A 20719-nucleotide genomic window follows, 5' to 3' on the forward strand; every position below is an offset into this window, starting at 1 on the left:
TGCCCGGAGCCGGAGGCCGCGCAGGACGGTGCTCATACCCGGACGGTCGTGCGGGACGGTGCTCGGAGCCGGAGCATTGGGGCAGCGATGGATAATCGGCGCATGCGGTTCGCAATCCTGGGCGAGACCCGGGCGTGGCGCGAGGACGGGTCGGGGGTCGCGCTGGGCGGGCCGGCGCGCCGCGCGCTGCTGGCCCTGCTGCTGGTCCAGCCCGGCGAGGTCGTGCCGGCCGACCGGCTGGCCGAGGAGCTCGACCCGGACCGCGCCCTGTCGGCGCACGCGCTGCAGTCGCAGGTCTCCAGGCTGCGTACGGCCCTCGGCCCCCTGATCGAGCGGTCCGGCGCCGGTTACCGGATCCTGGTCGAGCCGGACGACGTGGACGCCTGCCGTTTCGAGCGGCTGGCGCGCGAGGGACGGGCCGCGCTGCGCGACGGTGACGCGCGGCGGGCGGTGACGCTGCTGGGCGAGGCGTTGGAGCTGTGGCAGGGCCCGGCGCTGGCCGACCTCGCGGGGAGCCGTACGGTGCAGGCCGCCGCCGTGCGCCTGGAGGAGCGCCGGCTGGAGGCGATCGAGGACCGCGTCGAGGCGGAGCTGCGGCTCGGCGAGCACCGCGGCGTCGTGCCGGGGCTCCGCGAGCTGGTCGGCCGCCACCCGCTCCGCGAGCGGCCGGCCGGGCTGCTGATGCGGGCGCTGTTCGCCGGGGGCGGGCAGGCCGAGGCGCTGGTGGTGTTCGAGGAGACGCGGCGGCGCCTGGCCGACGAGCTGGGCGCCGATCCGTCGGCCGAGCTGGTCGCCCTGCACCGGGAGCTGCTGAGAGCCGATCCGTCGCCGCCGGTGGCCGCGCCGCCCGCGCAGCTGACGTCGTTCGTCGGCCGTACGGACGAGGTGGCCGAGGTCGCGGGGCTGCTGCGCACGGCCAGGCTGGTGACGCTGGCCGGCCCCGGCGGCGTGGGCAAGACCCGGCTGTCGGTCGAGATCGCCGCCGGGACGGACGGCGAGGTGTGCTTCGTGGAGCTGGCGGCGCTGCGCGACGGCGGCGACCTGCCACAGGCGCTGCTGGGCGCGCTCGGCCTGCGCGAGAACGGGCTCCAGATGGGCGCCGGCGGTCAGGGGGCGGTCGACCGCCTGATCGGGGCGCTGTCGGACCGGGTGCTCCTGCTCGTCCTCGACAATTGCGAGCACGTCGTCGAGGAGGCCGCCACGCTGGCGGCGCGGCTGCTGGCGACCTGCCCGCGGCTGCGGGTGCTGGCCACGAGCAGGGAGCCGCTCGGCATCATCGGCGAGCACATCCATCAGGTCCGCCCGCTGGACGGCGACGCGGCCGTCCGGCTCTTCACCGACCGCGCCCGCGCCGCCCGCCGGGGTTTCACGGCCGACCCGGAGGTGGTACGGCGGATCTGCGCGGCCCTGGACGACCTGCCGCTGGCCATCGAGCTGGCGGCGGCGCGGCTCCGTACGCTCGACATCGACGACCTGGCGGGACGCCTGGACGACCGGCTCGGCGTGGCGGCGCGCGGCAGCCGTACGGCCGACGAGCGGCACCGGACGCTCCGCTCGGTGGTCGCGTGGAGCTGGGACCTGCTGCCCGAGCAGGAGCAGCGGGCCGCGCGGCGGTTCACGGTCTTCGCCGGGGGAGCGACGGCCGAGAGCGCGCTGCGGGTGTGCGGGACGGCGGGCGAGACGCTGGAGTCGCTGGTCGACAAGTCGCTGCTGGAGCTGGCCGGCGGGCGTTACCGCATGCTGGAGACGATCCGGGCGTACGCCGCCGAACGGCTCGACGAGGCGGGCGAACGCGAGTCCGCGAGCCGCGCCCACGCCCGGCACCTCCTGGAGCTGGTGCGCACCGCCGACCCGCACCTGCGCCGGACCGAGCAGCTGGAGTGGCTGGCGGTCCTGGCGGCCGAGCACGCGAACCTCCTGGCGGCGGTGCGCCGGTCGGTCGAGGCGCGGGAGGTGGGCACCGCGCTCGAACTGCTCGCCGCGGCGTCGGCGTACCTGTGGATCAAAGGCGCGTCCGCGTCGGTCGCGCCGCAGGCCATCGCCCTGCTCGACGCGATCGGCGACGCGGCGCGCGGCCCCCTGGACGACGGGACCGGCGGCGCGGCAGGCGGCGCGGTGGGCGGCCCGCTGGACGACGGGACCCGCAGAGCGAAGGGCGGTCCTGGCGGGGGCCCGTACCCGGACGGGCTCGGCGAGGAGTACGCGGCGTGCGTGCTGCTGGCCGCGTCCGGCGCGGACGGCGGCGCGGCGTGGCGGCGGCACCGGGCGGCGGCCGGGCCGGCGCTGGCCGCCGCGTGGCCGGGCGACCGGCCGGGCCGCTACCCGATGGCCCTGCTGGTGTGGCTGATGCGCAACGCCGGCGAGCCCGACCCGTACGAGGCGTTCGCGCTCGTCTCAGCGCAGCGCGACTGCCCCGAGCCGTGGGTACGGGCCGCCGTGCAGTACGTGCTGGGCTTCGCCCCGCCCGCCCCGGCGGACGAGGGCGGCGTCGCGGCGGCGGAGCGCGATTTCGCCGCGTCCGTCGAAGGGTTCCGCGCGCTGGGCGACCGATGGGGCACCGCGCTGGCCCTGGACACGCTCGCCGGGCTGGCGGGGGCGCGCGGCGACAGGAAGGCGGCGATCGCGCTGACCGACGAGGCGCTGGCGCTCACCGAGCGGCTCGGCTCGCTGGAGGACAGCTCCGACCTGCTGGTCAACCGGGGTGATCACCTGGTCGGCGACGACCCGGCGGCGGCGCGCGCCGACTACGAGCGGGCCGCCCGGCTCGCCCGCCGCGCCGGCGGCGCCACCTACCTGGCGGCGGCCCTGCGCGGGCTCGCCGACATCGCCCTGCTGGAGCGGGACCTGGCTGAGGCAGAGCGGTTGTACGGCGAGGCCCTGGAACGCCTCGACCCGTACTGGGTCAAGAGCGTCGGGACGCGGGTGCGCACGCTGGCCGGGCTCGGCCGTGTCGCCGAGGAACGCGGTGACCACGCCACGGCCCTGGCCCGCTACCGCGAGGCCGCCGCGGTGACCAGCCCCGACGTGCTGCCCATCCTGGGCCTGCCGGAGCGCGTCATGCGGGCGGTGAGCGGGCGGTGAGCCCACGGTGAGCGCGCGGTGAGCGCTCCCGGCCAGGCTGCGCGTCATGAGAAACGCGAACGTCCTGATCTCCGGCGCCTCCGTAGCGGGCCCGGTCCTCGCCTACTGGCTGCGCCGCCACGGCTTCACCCCGACGATCGTGGAGCGCGCCCCCGCCCTGCGTGACGGCGGCTACGCCGTCGACTTCCGCGGCCACGCGCACCTGTCGATCCTGCGCCGCATGGGCGTCATGGACGCCATCGAGCACGCCCGCACCGGCATGGGCTCCATGTCGTACGTCAACAGCGACGGCAGGAAGCAGGCCACGATGCCCGCCGACCTGTTCTCCGGCGACGTCGAGATCCTCCGCGGCGACCTGGCGCGCATCCTGTACGACGCCACCGAGGAGCACGCCGAGTACGTCTTCGGCGACTCCATCACCTCGCTCGACGAGGACGCCGACGGCGTGACCGTCACGTTCGAGCGCGGCGCGCCGCGCAGGTTCGGCCTGGTGATCGGCGCGGACGGGCTGCACTCCAACGTCCGCCGCCTCGCGTTCGGGCCGGAGGAGCGGTTCGTCAAGCACCTCGGCGTCTACTGCGCGATCTTCACCACGGCCAACCACCTCGACCTGGACCACGACGGGCACGTCTACCGCACCGGGAGCAGGCTCGTCGGCCTCTACAGCGCCCGCCACAACACCGAGGCCAAGGCCACCTTCTACTTCGGCTCGCCCCAGCTCGGCATCGACCGCCGCGACGTGGCCCGCCAGCAGGCGGTGCTGGCCGAGCAGTTCACCGGGAACGGCTGGCTGAGCGACCGCCTGCTGCAGGACATGCGGCACGCCCCCGACTTCTACTTCGACTCCGTCGCGCAGGTCCGCATGGACGGCTGGACCCGCGGCCGGGTCGCGCTGGTGGGCGACGCCGCGTACAGCCCCTGCTCGCTCTCGGGCATGGGCACCGGGCTGGCGCTGGTCGGCGCGTACGTGCTGGCGGGCGAGCTGGCCGCGGCCGGCGGCGACCACCGAGCAGCGTTCGCCCGCTACGAGGAGGAGATGCGGGGGTACGTGGCGGGCTGCCAGAAGATGGGCGACGGCGTGGCCAAGCTCATGATGCCCAAGAGCCGCCTGCTGATCGAACTGCTCAACCGCTACTACAAGCTGCTGCCGTACCTGCCGGGGAAGAACATGGTCTCCAGGATGGCCCGCAAGACGGCCGAGAACATCACTCTGCGCGACTACCGCGACCTCGCGCCGCGCTAGCCGGACCGGCCGTGCTGGAGCGCGTGGAGCTCGGCGTAGTAACCCGATGTGGGCGCATCGCTGAAGGGGAGCTCATTGTCCGGTCGCCGCCGACGACGAGTTTGAGGCGCGGTCACCCGGGCCGCGGTGCTTCCCTGGCGCTCAGGAGGCGTTTCAGTGCGGGCGCCAGCGGGCGCTCGACCAGCGTGTGGATGGCGTACGCGAGCAGGCCCATCAGCGCCATCACGCCGATCAGCAGGAGGTGTGGCTGCGCCAGGTCGCCGAGCCTGGTGAAGAGGATGAAGCCGACGTGCGCGTGGACCAGGTAGAGGGGGTAGGTCAGGGCGCCGGCGACCGCGAACCAGGGGCGGCCCAGGCGGTGGGTGACGCGGAGCGCGACGAGGGTCATCGCGACGAAGATGGCGACGATGACGGCCACCACGACGCCCGCCGCGATGTCGGTGTGGTAGCGGGAGCCGACCTTGCCGGCGAACTCGATGCCCCGGTGGACGGCGTTGCCGAGGCAGATCGCGACGATCAGGCCGGGCTGCCAGGACATGCCGTACCGGTGGATGGCGCACAGGGCCATGCCCGCGATGAAGTAGTGCGAGAACTGCGACTGCACCACCAGGTCGGCGAGACCGTGCACGGGGGCCGGCAGCACCCCGCTCTGCAGCAGGAACGTCAGGGCCAGCCAGCCCCACAGCATCGCGGTGACCCGGCCCAGCGTGACGCCGATCCAGGACAGCGCGAAGATGAGCACGTAGAACCTGATCTCGGCCCACAGCGTCCAGTAGACGACGTCGATGTCGGGGATGTCGGGCAGCGAGTTCAGCATGGTCAGGTTGGCGAGATACTGCACGAACGTGACCGGATAGCGGCCCATGCCCAGCGTGATCGACACTAACGCGGTGATCGTGACAGCGACCCAGAAAGCTGGATAAAGGCGTACGATCCGCGAGACCAGGAAGGCCCTCGGCCGGCGGTCCCAGGCGTTCAGCAGCACCACGAAACCGCTGATCACGAAGAACAGGTCCACGCCCAGATAGCCGAACCTGGCGACCTCGTCAGCGGCGGCGAACCGCAGCGGGCTCGAACCGCCCACAGGTCCCGAGAACACGTAGTGGTAGATCATCACCGCGACGGCCGCGGTGATGCGCAGCGCGTCGATCTCGTACAGCCGGGTCCGCTGGGGAAGGCGGTGCCGCCCGAGCCGGTCGGGCGCGGACATGAGGGTGGGCACGATGACCTCGCGTGGATGGGGAGGTGATCAGCACACCAGCCGCCGGGCCCGCGCGTCGTTCCCGCGTGCGCCCCAACCGGGGTACAGCCAGGGGTACCTGGCGCGTACCGCTGGCTGCCCTCCCGTGCCGCTGAGCTGGTCAGCTCCCGTGCCCCTGAGCTGGTCAGCTCCCGTGCCGGAGTGACCACAGCGCGCGGTGCCGCGTGGCCGCCTGCCGCGCCTCCGCCGACGCCTCCGCCGGCACCCGCTCGGACCGCCAGGCCGCCAGCGTCTCCAGCATGCCCTCGATGAACCTGCTGCCCATCGCCGTCACCGTCCCGCTGCCGAGCAGCGTCAGGCAGGCCTCGCGGGCCGCGTCGCGCCAGCGGACGAACTCGGCGTGCGCCGGGTCGTGGGCCAGGTGCCGCTCCGCCCGCCAGAACCCGGCCACCCCCATGTGCGCGTAGGCGCCCTGGAGCAGCGCCGCCGCCGGTCGCGGGTCGTCGCGCCACGGGGCGTAGAAGCGGCCGCCGGAGCCCGGGCGTACCAGGTCGAACAGGTCCATGAGCACGGCCAGCTTGGCGTGCTGGACCTCGTGGGTGAGCGTGACGGCGGCCGATCTGGCGTCGTGCGGCCACGACATGGCGATGCTGCCGTACGCGGTGCGGGAGGTGGCGCTGCGGGTGCCCGAGTCGGGCGGCGTGATCGGGACCAGCACCTTGGTCATGGCGCTGAGCGCTCGCGCGACGGCGGGGTGGCCGGCCGCCAGCACGGCCCTGGCCTCGGTGATCAGCGCCGCCCAGGCCGCCGCGTCGGCGTCCGGGAGCCTGTCCAGCGGCGCGATGGGCCCGGGAAAGCGCCAGGCGTCCACGTCGTCGAGCAGCAGCCCGGTATCCGGCGGTCCGAGGTCCGGCGCCGCGCGGTCCCGTGTCCCGGAGTCCGGCGCCGCGAGCGCCGGTGTCCCGGAGTCCGGCGCCGCGAGGTCCGATGTCCCGAGGCCCGGTGTCTCGAGGCCCGGTGTCCCGAGGTCGCGCACCGCCTGCCAGGGGCCGGCCGTCGCCGAGCGGGGGTCCCGCGGCAGCATGATCCGCTCTCCGCCCACCACGAGGTACGGCGGGGACAGCGTGACGGGCTCGCCCGCGCCGAGCCCGGGCAGCGGCAGCCGCCCCACCCCGGGCAGCGCGACGGCCCCGGCCTCGGCGGGGAACCGTACGGTGATCGCCGCCCCGGCCAGCACCACGGCCCCGGCCGCGACCGCCGCCAGCCGCTGTGGCGCCGCGCTCTGCTCCTGGCGCGCCAGGGCGCCGAGCGTGGCCGACGCCCAGGTCCCGATCAGCGGATAGCCCAGCACCTGGGCCGCGGCCGGCGGGCAGCTCCGCTGGACGCGGGCGAGCAGCCGGTACCCGTCGGCGGCGGCCCGCGCGCCGGGGTGGCCGAGCGCCGCGGAGCGCGCCACGACCGCGCGCAGCAGCAGCGCGTTCTTGCCGCGCTCCACCCCGGTCAGCCCGGCGAGGGTGGCGGGCGCGGCGCCTCCCCGCGCGAGGTCGGCCAGCGCCGCCCGCGAGAGCTCGAATCCCCGCGTCATGCGCGCAACCGGGCGAGGTCACCGGCCACCCTGCCGCCGATGTGCTCGATCAGGCGGTAGAGGTCGGGGCAGTAGACGCTGGGATGGTCGAAGCCGCCGGCGCGGTAGCGGTGCGCGACGTGCCCGCCGCCGCACACCCGCAGGTGCGGGCAGGCGCGGCAGTCGCTCGGCGGGGGCAGCCGGACCGCGGCCCCCGGGACGGCGAAGACGGCGTCGAAGGGGTCGCGGGCGACGTCCAGGCCGGTGCGGGGCGCCCCGTGGTAGGCGGACTTCAGGGCGTCGCTCTGCTCGATGGAGCCGTCGCTCTCCACCACCACGACGGCGGCGGGCTCCGGGCCGATGCCCTCGGTGCCGGAACGGCGGCCCAGCAGCAGGGCCAGGATCGCGTCGAAGATCCGCACCGCGGTCTCCCTCTCGGCCGCGCCGTACCACCGGTCGAAGACGGCGATCAGCCAGTCCGCGTACGGGGTGCCGGCCAGCCCGGGGACGCGGCCGGGCGGCGGCGTGGCCCAGTTGCCGTGCGGGAGCAGGAAGTCGACGGCGGGCGGCCGGTGGGAGATCAGCTCCTCGTAGACCTCGACCGGGTCGTTGCGCAGGTCCACCGTGCACAGCAGCCCGGCGAACCCGCCGCGGCGCGCGGCCAGCTCGCGTACGGCGGCGCGGACCCGGTCGTAACTGCCCTGCCCGGCCCGCGTCCTGCGGTGCCGGTCGTGCGCGTCCCGCCCGCCGTCCATGCTGACGCCGACCCGGACCCCGAACTCGTCGAAAAGGTCGAGGAACGCCTCGTCGAGCCGCACGCCGTTGGTCTGCACGCTCAGGTTCGCGCGTACGGACATGCCGGAGAGGATCGCCAGCAGCGCGCGGAGGTGGGCCGGCCCGCACAGCAGCGGCTCCCCGCCGTGCAGGACGACGTTGACCGAGCTCAGGCCGTGGGCGGCGGCGTGCTCGTCGATGCGGTACGCGACCGCGCGCGCGACCTCGGCGCTCATGGTCAGGGGACGGCCGCGCCAGCTCTGGTCAGCGGATTCGTAAACGTAACAATGATCGCAGGCAAGGTCACAGCGACTATGAACCTTGAGAACGAATGTGCGAAAACTTTCCGGCAGGGCTGCGAGAAGTAATTGCACTGTTGTCCAATGCTACGGCAAACGCTTAATGGATAATATCCCGGTCATCGGAATACGACCACGATTTCGGTCTTAGGGGCACAGGTGGATGAGATTTTCCGTTCGGACCTTCCGGACGTGTCCGCACTCGACCTGGACGCCGTCGAGCGGCTGCCGGACACCGCGCTCGGCCACGCCCTGCGCAGGTTGCTGACGGATCTGGACGATCCGTCGGAGACGTATTTTCTCGGCCACGACACCTGTCTGCCGGGTACGGGTAAGGATTAGGTCGAGCAGCTCGATGTGCATATAGGGCATACAGGTCAGACGGTGGAGACGATGACCGAAGCTGGCGTGATCGCATTCTTCTCGACCCGGCCGGGTCTGGGCCGGACCACGGCGTTGTGCAACAGCGCCCTGCTTCTCGCCGAGGCGGGCAAGCGGGTGCTCGTCCTGGACGAGGATCCCGAGGCCCCGGCCCTGCGCCGCTACCTGAGCCGCTTCCTGCCCGGCCGGCCGCGCGACCCCGTGACGGCCGGACCCGGCGCCTGGGCGGGCATGGAGATCCCCATCGGCTCGGGCGGCCGGAAGCTCCACCACGCCGTGCTGGACGGCCAGGAGCTCGGGGCGGCGGTCCCGTACGACTACGTCCTGGTCAACCTGCGCTGCGCCGCCCGCCCGTCCGCGATCATCCTGGAGTGCGACAGCGCGGTCCTGTGCTTCAGGTTCAGCCCGCACGGCATCGAGGAGGCGGCGGCGCTGGCCCGAGAGACCGAGCTCGGCGGCACGCCGGTCCTGCCGCTGCCCACCATGGTCTTCCAGGCGAACCAGGAGCTGCTGCGGGCCGCCAGGCAGCGGGCGCGCACCGGCTTCGGCCGGGACATCGAGATCGAGGTGCCGTACGACGCAGACGCCTCCTTCTCCGACGACCTCGCCGTGACGACCGAGCCGCCCAGTTCGGGCACCGGCCAGCGGGCGGCCTACGAGCGCCTGGTGGAGTCGCTGACCGGCGGCGCGGTGACCACGCTGCGCCACGTCTCGGTGGTCTACGTCCCCGGCTACGACGTCTGGGGGGAGTGGATCGGCGCCCAGGTCGACCTGTGGGGCGTCAGGGTGGAGGCGATCGCCCGGCCCGACTACATCAACCGCACGCCCGTCGACCTCCTCTCCGGTGACGAGCACACGGCCGTGCTCTTCGTCGGCCCGTCCGACGAGCCCACCGGCCTGGAGCTCCAGCGCCGCCGCAACCAGCGCCCGCCCCTGCCGGGACGCGGGCTGACCCGCGTCCTCGTGGACGACCACCTGGAGGCCGGGCCGGACGACGGCGACGGGATGGAGATCGACCTGCGCGGGATGCACGCGGCGGAGGCCGCCACCGAGCTGCAGGCCAGGCTCGGGGTGTGCGGGTCGTTCGTGAGCGGCGGGGAGGGGCCCGGCGCGGTCCGCTTCCCCGGCAAGCCGCAGGTGCTCGTCGAGCTGCCCCCGCGCGAGGAGAGCTTCACCGGCCGGCAGTCGCTGCTGTCGGAGCTGCGTACCGGGCTCGGACCGCGCTGGGACGGCACGGGCCGCTGCGTCGTCCACGGCGCCGAGGGCCGCGGCAAGAGCGCGCTGGCGCTGGAGTTCGCCTACCGCTTCCGCGGCGCGTACGACATCGTCCACTGGGTCAACGGCGAGGACGTCTTCGCCGCCCGCGGCGGCCTCCAGCGGCTCGCCGACGCGCTGGACCTGCCGGCGCGCGAGGACGCGGTGACGGCGCTGAAGGAGCATCTCGCGACCCCGGCGGCCGGCCGCTGGCTGCTGATCGTCGATGACGTGGACCGTCCCGAGACGATCGAGGGCCTCATCCCCGAAGGCACGTACGGGCACGTCATCACGACCTCCCGTTCGGCCGGCTGGCCCGAAGGCTTCACCGCCGTCGAGGTCCGCCAGCTCAGCCCCGGCGAGGCCATCGACCTGCTGACCTCGGGCGACGAGCTGCTGAGCCTCACCGCGGCCACCAAGATCGCCGCGGCCGTGGGCTACCTGCCGCTCGCCGTGCACATGGCCAGGGCGTGGCTGGAGCGGGAGCTCAGCAGCACGCAGCGGCCCCGGCGCAGCATCGAGGACCTGCGTACGGTCACCGTCGAGCGGTTCCTGTTCACCTTCGGCCGGATCCGGCGCGAGCTGCAGCTCCAGCGCCGCCCCGACGACGTCCACTCGGTGCTGGTCGAGCTCATGCTCGACCTGCTGCGCGGCGTGCCGGGCGCGACGGGCGCCCCGTGGCTGCTCCAGGCGATGACCTTCGTCTCCGCCGAGGGCGTGCCCCTCGACCTCGTCCACTCCACCGCCTCGCGCGACTTCGCGGTCTCGCTGATCGACGACTACGGCGACGGCTTCATGGTGGACGCGCTCCTGCGGCTGCTGCACGAGCACGCCCTGGCCCGGGTGGAGCCGGGGCCGAGGGGACGGCTGCGCCTGCACCGCGTCACCGCGGAGATCGTCCGCGCCGGGATGAGCAAGGAGCTCGTGGCCGAGCGCCGGCGGCAGACGCTCACGCTCTTGGCCAGGCACGCGCCCGCCGAGACCGAGGGCCCGGAGGCCGGGCGCTTCGCCGAGCTGGGCAGGCACGTGTTCACCTCGGGCGCGCTCGCCAGCCTCGACGAGATGGTGCAGCGCTGGATCATCGGCCAGGTCCGCTACCTGTTCCTGCAGGGCGACCGGAGCTCGTGGGACAAGGCGGTGACCATCGGCGACCGCGCGCTGGCGAACTGGACCGCGCCCGGCGTCCAGGTCAAGTCGGAGCTGCTCAACGGGCTGCGCATGCAGGTGGCCAACGCCTACCGCGCGCTCGACCGCCCGGACGTCGCCCACGGCCTCTCCCAGCGGGCGCTGCAGGAGCTCAGCGGCGCCCGCCGGGTCCACCCCCTCAGGTACGTGGCCGCGCAGGTCCACGGGGCGGACCTGCGCGCCGTCGGCGACTTCGACGAGGCGTACCACTGGGACTCCGTGGCGTGGGAGGGCATGACGCGGATGTTCGGCCCCGACCACGAGTGGACGAGCAAGGCCCTCAACGGCCTGGCCCTGTCGGCCTCGCTCAACGGCAAGCCACACCGGGCGTACGAGCTGGCCAGGCAGCGCATGGACCGAAGGCGAGCCGTGTACGGCGAGAGCGACCTCGGCCTGTTGCGCACCGTGCTGACCGCGGGAGTGCTCCTTCGCGACCTCGGCCGCTACCGTGACTCCTACGACCTGGTACGCGCCGGCCTGGAGCAGCTGGCCACCAGGAGCGCCAAGGGCGACCCGCGCAACCTGCTCCTGCTGCGGCTGGAGCACAGCCTGGCGGCGGCCGACCGCATGCTGGGCCGCTCGTTCGAGGCGCTGGCCCGCGACCGCGAGACCTTCGAAGAGCTGCGCTCCCTCGTCGGCGGCCAGCACCTGTACACGCTGCTGTGCCAGTCCGGCATCGCCGCCGACCTGCACGCCCGGGGCGACCACGCCGGCGCCGCCGACCACGCCAGGCGGGTGGCGGCAGGGCTGGCCGCCATGCGGGCGGAGCATCCCTTCGCCCACGCCGCGCAGGTCAACCTGGCCACCTACCTGAAGGCCGGCGGGCAGGCGGCGGAGGCCAGGGAGCTCGCCGCGAGCGCGCACCAGGCGCTGCGCAGGCGGCTCGGGCTGCGGCACCCGTACACGATGGCCGCGGCGGTGACGCTGGCCAACCAGCTGGTGGACAGCGAGCCCGCCGCGGCCCTCGAACTGGAGGCGCGGGCCCACGACCACCTGGCGCGGATCTTCGGGCTGGAGCACCCGCGGGTGATCGCCGTCCGGGAGAACCTCACCAACACCCGGCGCCGCCAGGTCGGTCACCCGGGTGCGGACACCGGCGTCCGCAACGATCTCGAGATCGAGATCATCGGCAACTGACCCGCGGGAGGCGGACTTGACCACGACTCGCTCGCCCTTCGCCCATGTCGGGCACGAGCGGCTGATCGAGCTCTGCGAGCAGGCCCTGTCCGGCCTGTCCGGCGTCGACATGCTCGCGTTCTACGACCGTGGCTTCCACGTGTTCACGATCACCGAGCTCGACGACGCCGAACGGCAGGCGCAGGAGCGGGCCTTCCGCCAGCTCATCACCGAGGTCGTGCGGTTCGACGGCCTCGTGCGCGACTTCGGCACCGGCGAGCTGATGCGCACCGTCGTGCAGACCGACGACGCGGCGGCGCACTGCGGGCACGTCTTCGAGGAGGAGTTCCTGGTCGGCATGACCCGCGACCCGTCCATGGCCGGCGCCATGGACGAGGCGGTCTCGCACCTGGTCACGCGGATCAGGAAGGAGATCTACCTGCAGGCCGACCAGCTGCCCGGCGGCAGGCGCGGGCCGCGGCGCACCCCCGACCTCGAGTCGGCGGTGCTGAAGACCGCGACGGGCGACCTGCCCGACCCGCCGCTCCTGTCGGACCTGGTGGACTTCCTCGGCGAGACCGTCGACGTGAACGACCTGCACTACCTGGCCGTCTACCGCGACTGGCACTTCATCGCCTCGGCCGACGTCCTCGACAGCGCGGTGCTGGCGCCCTGGTTCGGCAGCGTGGAGGGCACCGACGGCGCGCGCAAGCTCTACGTGGACTTCGCCACCCGCCTGCGCTCCGACCTGCCCGAGCTGGCCTACTCGCTGCGGCTGCTGTCCGAGGAGCCGATCCGCCGGCTCGTCCTCGACGTGGTCTCCGGCGCGATCTACGTCTACCCGCTGCCCAACGCCCGGGGCTTCGTCATGGGACTCACGGTCTTCCAGCCCGAGGTCTTCGTCGCCGAGAACAAGCTGCGCGAGGCGATGGAGCGGATCGCCGACCTGCTCGGGACGGGCGATGTGGCCTTTTGACCCATGGCCGGCCGGCCACGCGGCCGTTACCGTGGATCACGGTCCAGTACGGGGAGGCCCACCAGGGGAGGCGCTGTGCGCCGCGTGACGATCGACCCGGCAGCGCGCCGGCTGGGCACGGGGATCTGCGTGGCGCTGGCCGGCTGGGCCGTGGCCTCCTTCGGCACGGGCAGCCCGGGCGGCCACCCCGCCTTCCTCTACGGCGTGACCCTGCTGCTCTGCGTCGGCCTGTACGGCAGCGCGTACGGCATCTCCCGGGAGAGCGTGGCGGGCGACGTCAAAACCGTCGTCGTGGCCGTCACCGTCGGCGTGCTGCTGAAGACGGCGCTCATCACGCTCGTGATGCTCCTGTTCTTCGGCGAGCCGGTGGCCGTCCTGCTGGGCCTCGCGGTGGCCCAGATCGACCCCCTGTCGGTGAGCGCGCTCATCGGCGAGGCCCGGATGTCGCAGCGGGCCAGGTCGCTCCTGCTGGCCTGGGCCTCCTTCGACGATCCCATCACCGCGCTGCTGACGATCTACCTGTCGGCCCTCGTGCTGGGCCAGGTCGGCAGCGGCGGGATCGGCGGCTACGTCGCGAACCTCGGGCTCAACCTGCTGTTCGCCGGGGCGGTGCTCGTCGCGTGGCTCCTGGTCCGCCGGTGGCCGCGGGTGCGGCGGGCGCGGCCGGGGCTGATCAGGGCGCTGTCCGTGGTGCTGCTGGCGGGGCTGCTCGCCTTCGCGGCGGCGGAGTTCCTCGTCCTCGGGATGGCGCTGATCGGGCTGTTCTACCGGCCGGCGATCGGCGCGCTGCTCGACCGCACCGTCGCGACCGCGTTCTACCTGGCGACCTTCGCGATGGGCACCCTGCTGGTGGGCGGTGTCGAGCCGGGCATGGCGCTGGTGCTCGGCGTCGCCGCGTTCGCCTCGCAGATCGTGGTCGGCGGGCTGCTCATCACGCGCGGCCTGCCGGCGCGCGACCGGGTGAGCCTCGCGCTGGGTCAGCAGAACGGCATCACCGCGATCCTGCTGGCGCTGTCGCTGCAACCGATGTATCCGCGGGCGGTGGCGGTGATCGCCCCGGCGGTCCTGGTGGTCAACGTGCTGCACCTGGCGGCCAACGCCGGGTGGCACAGGATGCTCAGGACCGCGCCGACATCAGCACCCCCTGCAGCACCCGCCGGCCGAGTTCGTCGAGCGCTCGGCCTCGATCCTCCCAGCCCGGGGAGCGCGAGCCCGGCTCCGGGGCCCGCACGGGAGCCGCGCTGAGCCCGGACGACGGCAGCGACTGCACGGTCACCTCGAACGTGCGGCAGATCGCCTGGAGCTCCTCCCGCTCGTCCGGGGTGAGCCCGCCAGGCCCGGCGTAGCCCAGGAACTGCGCCACCCGCGTCCTGAACGCCTGGACGAGCAGGCGCTGGACCATCGTGGTGCCGGCGGCCTCGATGAGCTCGCGCGAGACCAGCCGGCGCCGCGCGCGCAGGCTGCGCTCGCCGCCCGCGGGGTTGTCGAAGACGTCCTGGAGCAGGCCGCCCAGCTCGCCGGTCGACTCCGTGAGCGCGCTCGCCCGGTCGAACTGCTCGGCCACGCCCGGGGGCAGGTCGAGGACCTCCTCGTCGGCCTCGTACGGCCCCGTCGCCAGGGCGAGGCGCCCGGCCATCGACTCGTGCAGCTGGTCGATCATGTTCTGGGTGGCGCTCTGCTGCCGGCTCAGCCGGTCCATCCGCTCGCGCAGGCCGTCGAGCACGCTCTCGTCGGCCGACGCCGCCAGCCGCCTGATCGCGGTCTCCAGCGTGGCCCGGAACCTCTTGCCGAACTCCTGCACGTCGAACAGGATCGGCTGGCGGCCCACCAGATTGGAGACGCCGGCCCTGATCGACGTGGTGAGATGGCCGTTGACCACGGCGATCAGCTCGCAGGGCAGCCCGCTGGCGTTCGCGGCGGCGACCCTGCGTTCGAGGTGCACGTCGTCGCCCGCGCTCAGCAGCGAGCGGGTGATGAGCACGGCCACCGCCGCCCGGCCGTCGGCGTATCTGACCCAGAAGTCGATGGGGTCGGTGTCGGCGGCGAGCACCACGTCGGAGCGGAAGTCGAGGCCGCTGTCCTCCAGCAGCCGCCGCACGGTCGTGCGCACCTGATCGACGGGGAACTCGTGGCGCTGCCTGACGGCCTCCTTGATGGTGCCGGCGGTCACCGGCCGCCCGTTCGGCGAGACGATCGCCTCGGCCCGCCGGAACAGCGAGAGGATCTCGCGCGGGTTGCCGTCGGTCATCTCCACGAGGCTCTCGGCGACGGGCGGGGTGACGCGCCGGCCGCGGTTGGCGATCAGGAGGGTCGCCTGCTCCCGGGTGAACGGCGAGGGCGTGATCAGCCTGGTGCGTTGCAGTGTGCCCCGGCTGACCAGGGTCAGGCTGTCGGGCGGCCCGCAGTAGACCAGCAGGCCCTGCGAGTCGATGAAGACCTTCACCAGCTCTTCGAGGGAGTTGACCGCGTTCTCGTGAGCGCTGCCCTCGCCGCCGAGCAGCTTCTCGAACTCGTCGATGACGAGGACCATGCGGCGTCGCATCCGGCCGCCGAGGAACGCCAGCACCGACAGGGTGTGGTAGGCGTCGGCCGAGGTGAGCAGCCGCCGGTTGATGCCGCGCTCGCGCAGCGCGTCGCTGGGCGCCCCGCCGCCGAGCCACTCCCACACGTCGTCGGCCAGCTCGTCCATCACCATGAGCGCCAGCGCCGTGGCCCAGGTCGAGTGCTCGGTCAGGTGCCGCAGCATGCGGCGCAGCTCGTCCTGGAGCACGCCCTTGGTGAGGTGGAAGTGCTCGACCACCTTGCGCGGGTCGAGCGTGCCCTCGATCAGGCCCTGCCTGATCTCCTCGGCCAGCTCGGGGCCGGCCTCCTCCTCGCCGATCCGCTCGGCCGTGACCTGGGCGTAGTAGTCGATGACCAGGTCGTGCAGCCGCTCGCGGCCGAACTGCTCGAGGAGGACGTTGCGGAACAGGAACCCGAACTCGGAGTGCGGGGTGTCCAGCTTGAGGAGGATGGCGTCCTCGCGGCTGCGGGCGATGCGGTCGAGCAGCGACCTGGCCAGGTGCGTCTTGCCGGAGCCCAGGTCGCCGACGAGGGCCAGCGCCCTGCCGGACTCGCCGAGCTCTCCGGCGCCCGTGGCGAGGTAGGCGTCGACGAACCGGAACGCGCTGTCGAAGGCGGGGGTGACGACGGTCACCTCGGTCGGGTCGGCGTCGTCGGCGAGCCGCAGCGTGTAGGTGACGGCGACCTCGGGCCCGCCCGGCCCGTGACCGGCCATCATGATCTGCTGTCCTTCACCAGTTTGGCGAGAAGCCGCCTCATGGCCCGCTCCCGGTAGGCATTGAGCCGCTCCTGAGTTATCTCGGCTTGACCGATTTCCGTGAAGAGGATGGTCAGCTCCTCGAGCGCCTGGTCGGCCGTCTGGAACGGACGCACCGCCTCGGCGATCCAGCCCTTCGCCTCGTCTCCCAACGGGATCTGACGGCTGGTCAGAATCGCCTTGATGTCGTTTCCCTTGCCGTCCAAAAGACCGAGCGGCAGGAAAATCGTATAGCAGGTGGGATGCACGCCGAAGCTGCCGGCGATCGTGTCAGGATCGTCGGTCGACGCCTCGGCGAAGAAGACCATGCGCTTGCGCGCCAGCTCCTGGAAGCCCCTCACCCACTGTACGTCCAGCTTCTCGGGAAGGATGACGACGGCCACCGCGTCGCGCTCTTCGAGCAGGTCACGGATCCGCGCATAGGCCACGCTTGGATCGTCGGTGTTTTCCCGGAGCTTGTCGACATCCTCCCGGACAGTCCACTCTTCCTCCTCCAGGAGGACGTGCATCTGCCGGGCCAGCCATAATGCCATTTGGTCGAAATTAGTGCATTCCTTGTGGCCGATGGCCTGGCCGTAGTAAAAGACGGTCGCCCTCTCCAACTGGCGCTCGTGAGCCAGCAGGTAGGCGCATTGCTGGATGAAGGTGCTCTTGCCCACGCCGCGCGGGCCGAGCACCGTGATCAGATGTCCTTTGGAACGTATGCGCTCGTTCGTGACGGAGCTGTCGAACCTTTCGTACATCTCCCTCATGCCGTCGATGAAGGCGAACAACGGCAGATGATCCACCCTGTCGTCGAACAGCAGCAGCGGCCCCCTGTAGGGCGTGCCGTCCGGGCTGGGCAGGTGGATGGGGTTGGTCATCGTCAGCGGACTCCTCTGTGCGGCCGCCACGGCCTGCGCAACGCCTGGTCGAAGCGCGCCAGCTGGTTCGACAGGTCGTCCAGCCGCTGCTGGACGTCCCCGTTGTGTGCCTTCTCGCGGGTCAGATGCTCCATGAGGGTACGGCGGGCCTCCGCGACCTTCCCCCAGCCGGGCCGGAACCGGCCCACCTTGGCCAGCTGGGCGGCCAGCTTCTCGAAAGCCTCCTCGTACGGCCCGGCCTGCGGCGTCTGGTTCCTGCCCCGGGCCACGACGTACTCGCGGGCCGCCACGAAGAACGCGTCCGCGGCGTCGCCCAGGTCGTCGGCGTGCTTGACCGCGACCGTCGAGGCGTTGCGCCACTCCGTCGAGAACAGCGCCACCGCGCCGCCGGCGAGCACCGGGAGCAGGATGGAGACGACGGCGGGCAGCTGGTTGTCCGGCGCCTTGGCGGGAGGCACGTACGTCATGGCCTGGCAGGCCCTGGCGAAGGCGGTGGGGTCCTTGTCCCGCCACTGGCGGGGCTCCATGGTGGCGCCGCCCGCGACGATGAGCCCGCCGGAGGCGCGGACGCTCTTGTCGAGCGCCGCCGCGGCGGCGGCCAGCTCGGGCCGGCGGGTCGGGGAGAGGCAGTGAACGATCTGGTCGTCGCGGAGTTGCTGCGTGGAATTCGAACACGCGGACAGGAGCGTGAGCGTGCCGATCAGCAGTAACCAGCCGAACACGCCGACACGTCGCATGTCACCGATCCTCGCCTACCCCGTAAGTGCACGATAACCGTCGGCAGACGTCCGGCGCGCGATAGCGCCGATCTCGTAATAAGACAGCGTCCGGAAGCCAGCCCGAGCCGCGTTCGGCCCCTGGTTTCCCGCCCGTCCCACCAGACAAAATAGATCATGTAGGCAGTACCCCCCCAACGGCCTGGAGTTCCGCTGTGCCGCACATCACCCGTCGCCAGGTTCTCGCCCTGCTCCCCGCCGCCGGTCTGCTCGCCGTGGCCGCCCCCGCGCGGGCCGCGGCGGGCGTCGACCACGCGCGGCTGCTCGCCAACACCGTCGCCGTCTTCGCCGGCACCCCGGAGGTCAACGCCCGGCCCGAGGTGGCCGGCAAGCTCGCGGCCATCCTCCGTACGGCCAGGCAGCGGCTGACCGCCATGGACGGGGCCGCCGAGGGCGAGCTGTTCGCCGGCCTGGCGCTCGGCACCGACGACGTCAAGCTACGGCAGGCCTTCCAGTACCTGTACGAGATCGCGCTCGCCACCCGCACCGCCGGCGGAGAGCTGAACGACGACGCCACCGCCCAGCGGCGGGTGATCGACGGCCTGGTGTGGCTGCACGAGCGCTACTACGGCGACCAGTCGAAGGGCTACTACGGCAACTGGCACAACTGGGAGATCGGCATCTCCACCCACGTGAGCAGGACGCTGGCGCTGCTCGCCGACCGGCTGCGGGCGGAGCGGCCCGACCTGGCGGCGACGTACATCGCCTCGATGGACGCCTACCTGCGCAACGGCGAGAACGGCGACGTGGACCTCGACTCGCGCTTCCACACCGGGGCGAACCTGGCCGACATCACCGCCAACCGCCTCCTCCAGGGCGCGCTCACCGGTGACGACGCCCGCGTCGCCAAGGCCATCTCCGACCAGGCCACCGTCTTCGCCACGATCGACCCGTACGACCTCCAGCACGGGGTCACCGACGGTTACTACCGCGACGGCTCCTTCATCCAGCACGACTCGGTCGCCTACACCGGCTCCTACGGCCGCATCCTGCTGACCCGCGTCGTCCAGACCCTCAACATGCTCAAGGGCGCGACCGGCGGCGGCTCCGAGGACCTGCCCGGCGTGGTGTACCGCTGGGTCGCCGACGGCTTCGCCCCGCTGATCTTCGAGGGCTGGCTGATGGAGATCGTCAAGGGCCGGGCGGTCTCGCGCACCGGCACCGGCTACGCAGACACCGCGGTGATCGTGGAGGCCGTCACCGACCTGGCCGAGCACGTCGAGGACCCCCTGGCGCTGAAGAAGTACGTCAAGTTCCTGCCGGCCGCCAACGCGGACGGCTTCGTCTCCCCGCTCAGCATCGCCCGCTACGCGGCCATCCGCGCCGACTCCGCCATCCCGGCCGCCGACCTGAACCCGCCCGAGCGGTGCGTCGCGTTCAACGCCATGGACAGGACCGTGCACCGGCGCCCCGGCTACGCCTTCGCGCTGGCGCGGAGCTCGGAACGCATCAGCAAGTACGAGTACATGAGCGGCGAGAACCTCATGCCGTGGTTCCAGGGCGACGGCGCGTACTACCTCTACCTCGCGGGCGAGGACCAGCGGCAGGTCTTCGGCGTCGACTACTACACGGCCGTCTCGCCGTACCGGCTGGCCGGGGTCACCGCGCCGGTGGAGGAGCGGCGCACGGTGCCCGAGCTGTACGGCCGGGACTGGTACGAGAACCCCGGCCACCCGCTGAACTTCACCTCGTCCTCCGAGTCCCAGAACACCTACGTCTACTTCCCCCTCGCCGGCAACGCCTTCTCCGGAGGCGCGACGCTCGGCGCGTACGGCGCGGCGGGCATGGTCCAGTCCGACGACGCCGCCTACACCGCCAAGCAGGCCGGCATCCTGCCCGACGACTTCGTGGCCTACCGGAACGCCCGCGCCACCAAGTCCTGGTTCATGCTCGACGACGAGATCGTGGTGCTGGCCGCGGACCTCTCGGGCCAGGGCGGGCGCGCGGCGGTCACCACCGTCGACAGCCGTATCGCCGACCCCGGCGACGCGGTCGCGCTCACCGGCGAGGGCTGGCACGGCGGGGCCTGGCAGGCGGGCGGCGCGGCCCCGCGCTGGCTGCGCTACGCCAACGCCACGCGCGGCACCGCGGTCGGCTACGCCTTCCTCACCAGGCAGCCCGTCGAGGCCGGGCTGGAGACGGTGACCCGCAGCCGCCGGGTCGTCCGCGCGTCCAACCCCGACACCGGCGTGACCAAGAACGTCTTCACCGCCTCGATCGCCCACCCCGCCACCGGCGACGTCTCCGCGCTCGCCTACGCCCTGGTCCCCAACGCCACGGAGGACCGCCTGCGCGGCTACGCGCGCGGCCCGCTCACCGTCCTCGCCAACGACCGGCACGTGCAGGCGATCAAGCACGGGACGCTCGGGATCGTCGCCGCCAACGTGTTCTCCGAGGGCCCGCGCCACGCCGAGCGCCTGCTCGTCGACGGCCCGGCCTCGGTCATCGTCCGGTACGGCGAGCGCACGGTCGTCGCGCTGTCCGACCCGACGATGAAGCGCGACCGCGTCAGCGTCCTCCTGCACGGCGCGCCCCGCCGCCTCGCCTCCGCGGACGAGGGGGTGACGGTACGCCGCGTGCCGGGCGGCACCCTGATCCAGGCGGCCACCCGCCACGCCTACGGCCGCACCTTCACCGCCACGCTGCGCTGATCCGGACTGTCGAGCCGGGACCGCGGAAGTCGATCA

The 20719-nt window shown here is 72.9% G+C and carries 12 protein-coding genes; 6 read left to right on the top strand and 6 right to left on the bottom strand.

Annotation, left to right across the window (positions count from 1 at the left end; translation table 11 throughout):
• Positions 1-102 precede the first annotated feature (102 nt).
• Both FH608_RS30425 and FH608_RS30430 read left to right on the top strand, forming a co-directional pair.
• Positions 103-3081 (top strand): BTAD domain-containing putative transcriptional regulator, encoded by a 2979-nt coding sequence (locus tag FH608_RS30425; protein ID WP_139634069.1) that lies wholly within the window; start codon positions 103-105, stop codon positions 3079-3081.
• A 46-nt stretch (positions 3082-3127) separates the two neighbouring features.
• Positions 3128-4324, top strand: coding sequence for an FAD-dependent monooxygenase (locus FH608_RS30430; protein WP_139634070.1), 1197 nt, complete (start codon positions 3128-3130; stop codon positions 4322-4324).
• A gap of 112 nt (positions 4325-4436) precedes the next feature.
• On the opposite strand, the gene FH608_RS30435 is transcribed toward FH608_RS30430, so the two are convergent.
• The 3 genes from FH608_RS30435 to FH608_RS30445 form a co-directional block, all read right to left on the bottom strand.
• Complete coding sequence (locus FH608_RS30435) at positions 4437-5534, bottom strand: acyltransferase family protein (protein WP_139634071.1); 1098 nt, start codon at positions 5532-5534, stop codon at positions 4437-4439.
• Between the two features lie 175 nt (positions 5535-5709).
• Positions 5710-7110, bottom strand: a complete 1401-nt coding sequence (locus FH608_RS30440; RefSeq protein ID WP_139634072.1) for an aKG-HExxH-type peptide beta-hydroxylase — start codon at positions 7108-7110, stop codon at positions 5710-5712.
• Complete coding sequence (locus FH608_RS30445) at positions 7107-8237, bottom strand: FxsB family cyclophane-forming radical SAM/SPASM peptide maturase (protein ID WP_139634073.1); 1131 nt, start codon at positions 8235-8237, stop codon at positions 7107-7109. Before FH608_RS30445 ends, FH608_RS30440 begins: the two co-directional genes overlap by 4 nt.
• A 117-nt stretch (positions 8238-8354) precedes the next feature.
• On the opposite strand from FH608_RS30445, the gene FH608_RS30450 reads away from it, so the two are divergent.
• The 3 genes from FH608_RS30450 to FH608_RS30460 are packed head-to-tail and all read left to right on the top strand — an operon-like array spanning position 8355 to position 13074.
• Positions 8355-8504, top strand: coding sequence for a hypothetical protein (locus tag FH608_RS30450; RefSeq protein WP_193318710.1), 150 nt, complete (start codon positions 8355-8357; stop codon positions 8502-8504).
• Positions 8505-8555: 51 nt separating this feature from the next.
• Entirely contained in the window at positions 8556-12119 is a 3564-nt protein-coding gene (gene fxsT / locus FH608_RS30455; RefSeq protein WP_139634075.1) for an FxSxx-COOH system tetratricopeptide repeat protein, read from the top strand.
• Positions 12120-12135: 16 nt separating this feature from the next.
• Complete coding sequence (locus tag FH608_RS30460; protein ID WP_139634076.1) at positions 12136-13074, top strand: hypothetical protein; 939 nt, start codon at positions 12136-12138, stop codon at positions 13072-13074.
• 1117 nt (positions 13075-14191) lie between these two features.
• Here the strand turns inward: FH608_RS30460 and FH608_RS30465 are convergent.
• The 3 genes from FH608_RS30465 to FH608_RS30475 are packed head-to-tail and all read right to left on the bottom strand — an operon-like array spanning position 14192 to position 17993.
• Positions 14192-16354, bottom strand: a complete 2163-nt coding sequence (locus FH608_RS30465; RefSeq protein ID WP_139634077.1) for a hypothetical protein — start codon at positions 16352-16354, stop codon at positions 14192-14194.
• On the bottom strand, positions 16351-17256 hold the full coding sequence (locus FH608_RS30470; protein WP_139634078.1) for a hypothetical protein: 906 nt from the start codon (positions 17254-17256) through the stop codon (positions 16351-16353). The genes FH608_RS30465 and FH608_RS30470 overlap by 4 nt, the downstream gene beginning before the upstream one ends.
• 2 nt (positions 17257-17258) lie before the next feature.
• Positions 17259-17993 carry a hypothetical protein gene (locus FH608_RS30475; RefSeq protein WP_139634079.1) on the bottom strand — a complete coding sequence of 245 codons (735 nt, stop codon included), beginning with the start codon at positions 17991-17993 and terminating at the stop codon, positions 17259-17261.
• Positions 17994-18187: 194 nt separating this feature from the next.
• On the opposite strand from FH608_RS30475, the gene FH608_RS30480 reads away from it, so the two are divergent.
• Positions 18188-20683, top strand: a complete 2496-nt coding sequence (locus tag FH608_RS30480; protein WP_139634080.1) for a polysaccharide lyase family 8 super-sandwich domain-containing protein — start codon at positions 18188-18190, stop codon at positions 20681-20683.
• Positions 20684-20719 lie beyond the last annotated feature (36 nt).

The organism is Nonomuraea phyllanthi (genome assembly GCF_006334985.2).
GTDB classification, from domain to species: Bacteria; Actinomycetota; Actinomycetes; order Streptosporangiales; family Streptosporangiaceae; genus Nonomuraea; species Nonomuraea phyllanthi.

Coding starts and splice junctions, on each gene's coding strand:
- FH608_RS30465 (WP_139634077.1), bottom strand. CDS start 16,354: ATGATGGCCGGTCACGGGCCGGGCGGGCCCGAGGTCGCCGTCACCTAC.
- FH608_RS30470 (WP_139634078.1), bottom strand. CDS start 17,256: ATGACCAACCCCATCCACCTGCCCAGCCCGGACGGCACGCCCTACAGG.
- fxsT (WP_139634075.1), top strand. CDS start 8,556: ATGACCGAAGCTGGCGTGATCGCATTCTTCTCGACCCGGCCGGGTCTG.
- FH608_RS30440 (WP_139634072.1), bottom strand. CDS start 7,110: ATGACGCGGGGATTCGAGCTCTCGCGGGCGGCGCTGGCCGACCTCGCG.
- FH608_RS30435 (WP_139634071.1), bottom strand. CDS start 5,534: ATGTCCGCGCCCGACCGGCTCGGGCGGCACCGCCTTCCCCAGCGGACC.
- FH608_RS30475 (WP_139634079.1), bottom strand. CDS start 17,993: ATGCGACGTGTCGGCGTGTTCGGCTGGTTACTGCTGATCGGCACGCTC.
- FH608_RS30425 (WP_139634069.1), top strand. CDS start 103: ATGCGGTTCGCAATCCTGGGCGAGACCCGGGCGTGGCGCGAGGACGGG.
- FH608_RS30430 (WP_139634070.1), top strand. CDS start 3,128: ATGAGAAACGCGAACGTCCTGATCTCCGGCGCCTCCGTAGCGGGCCCG.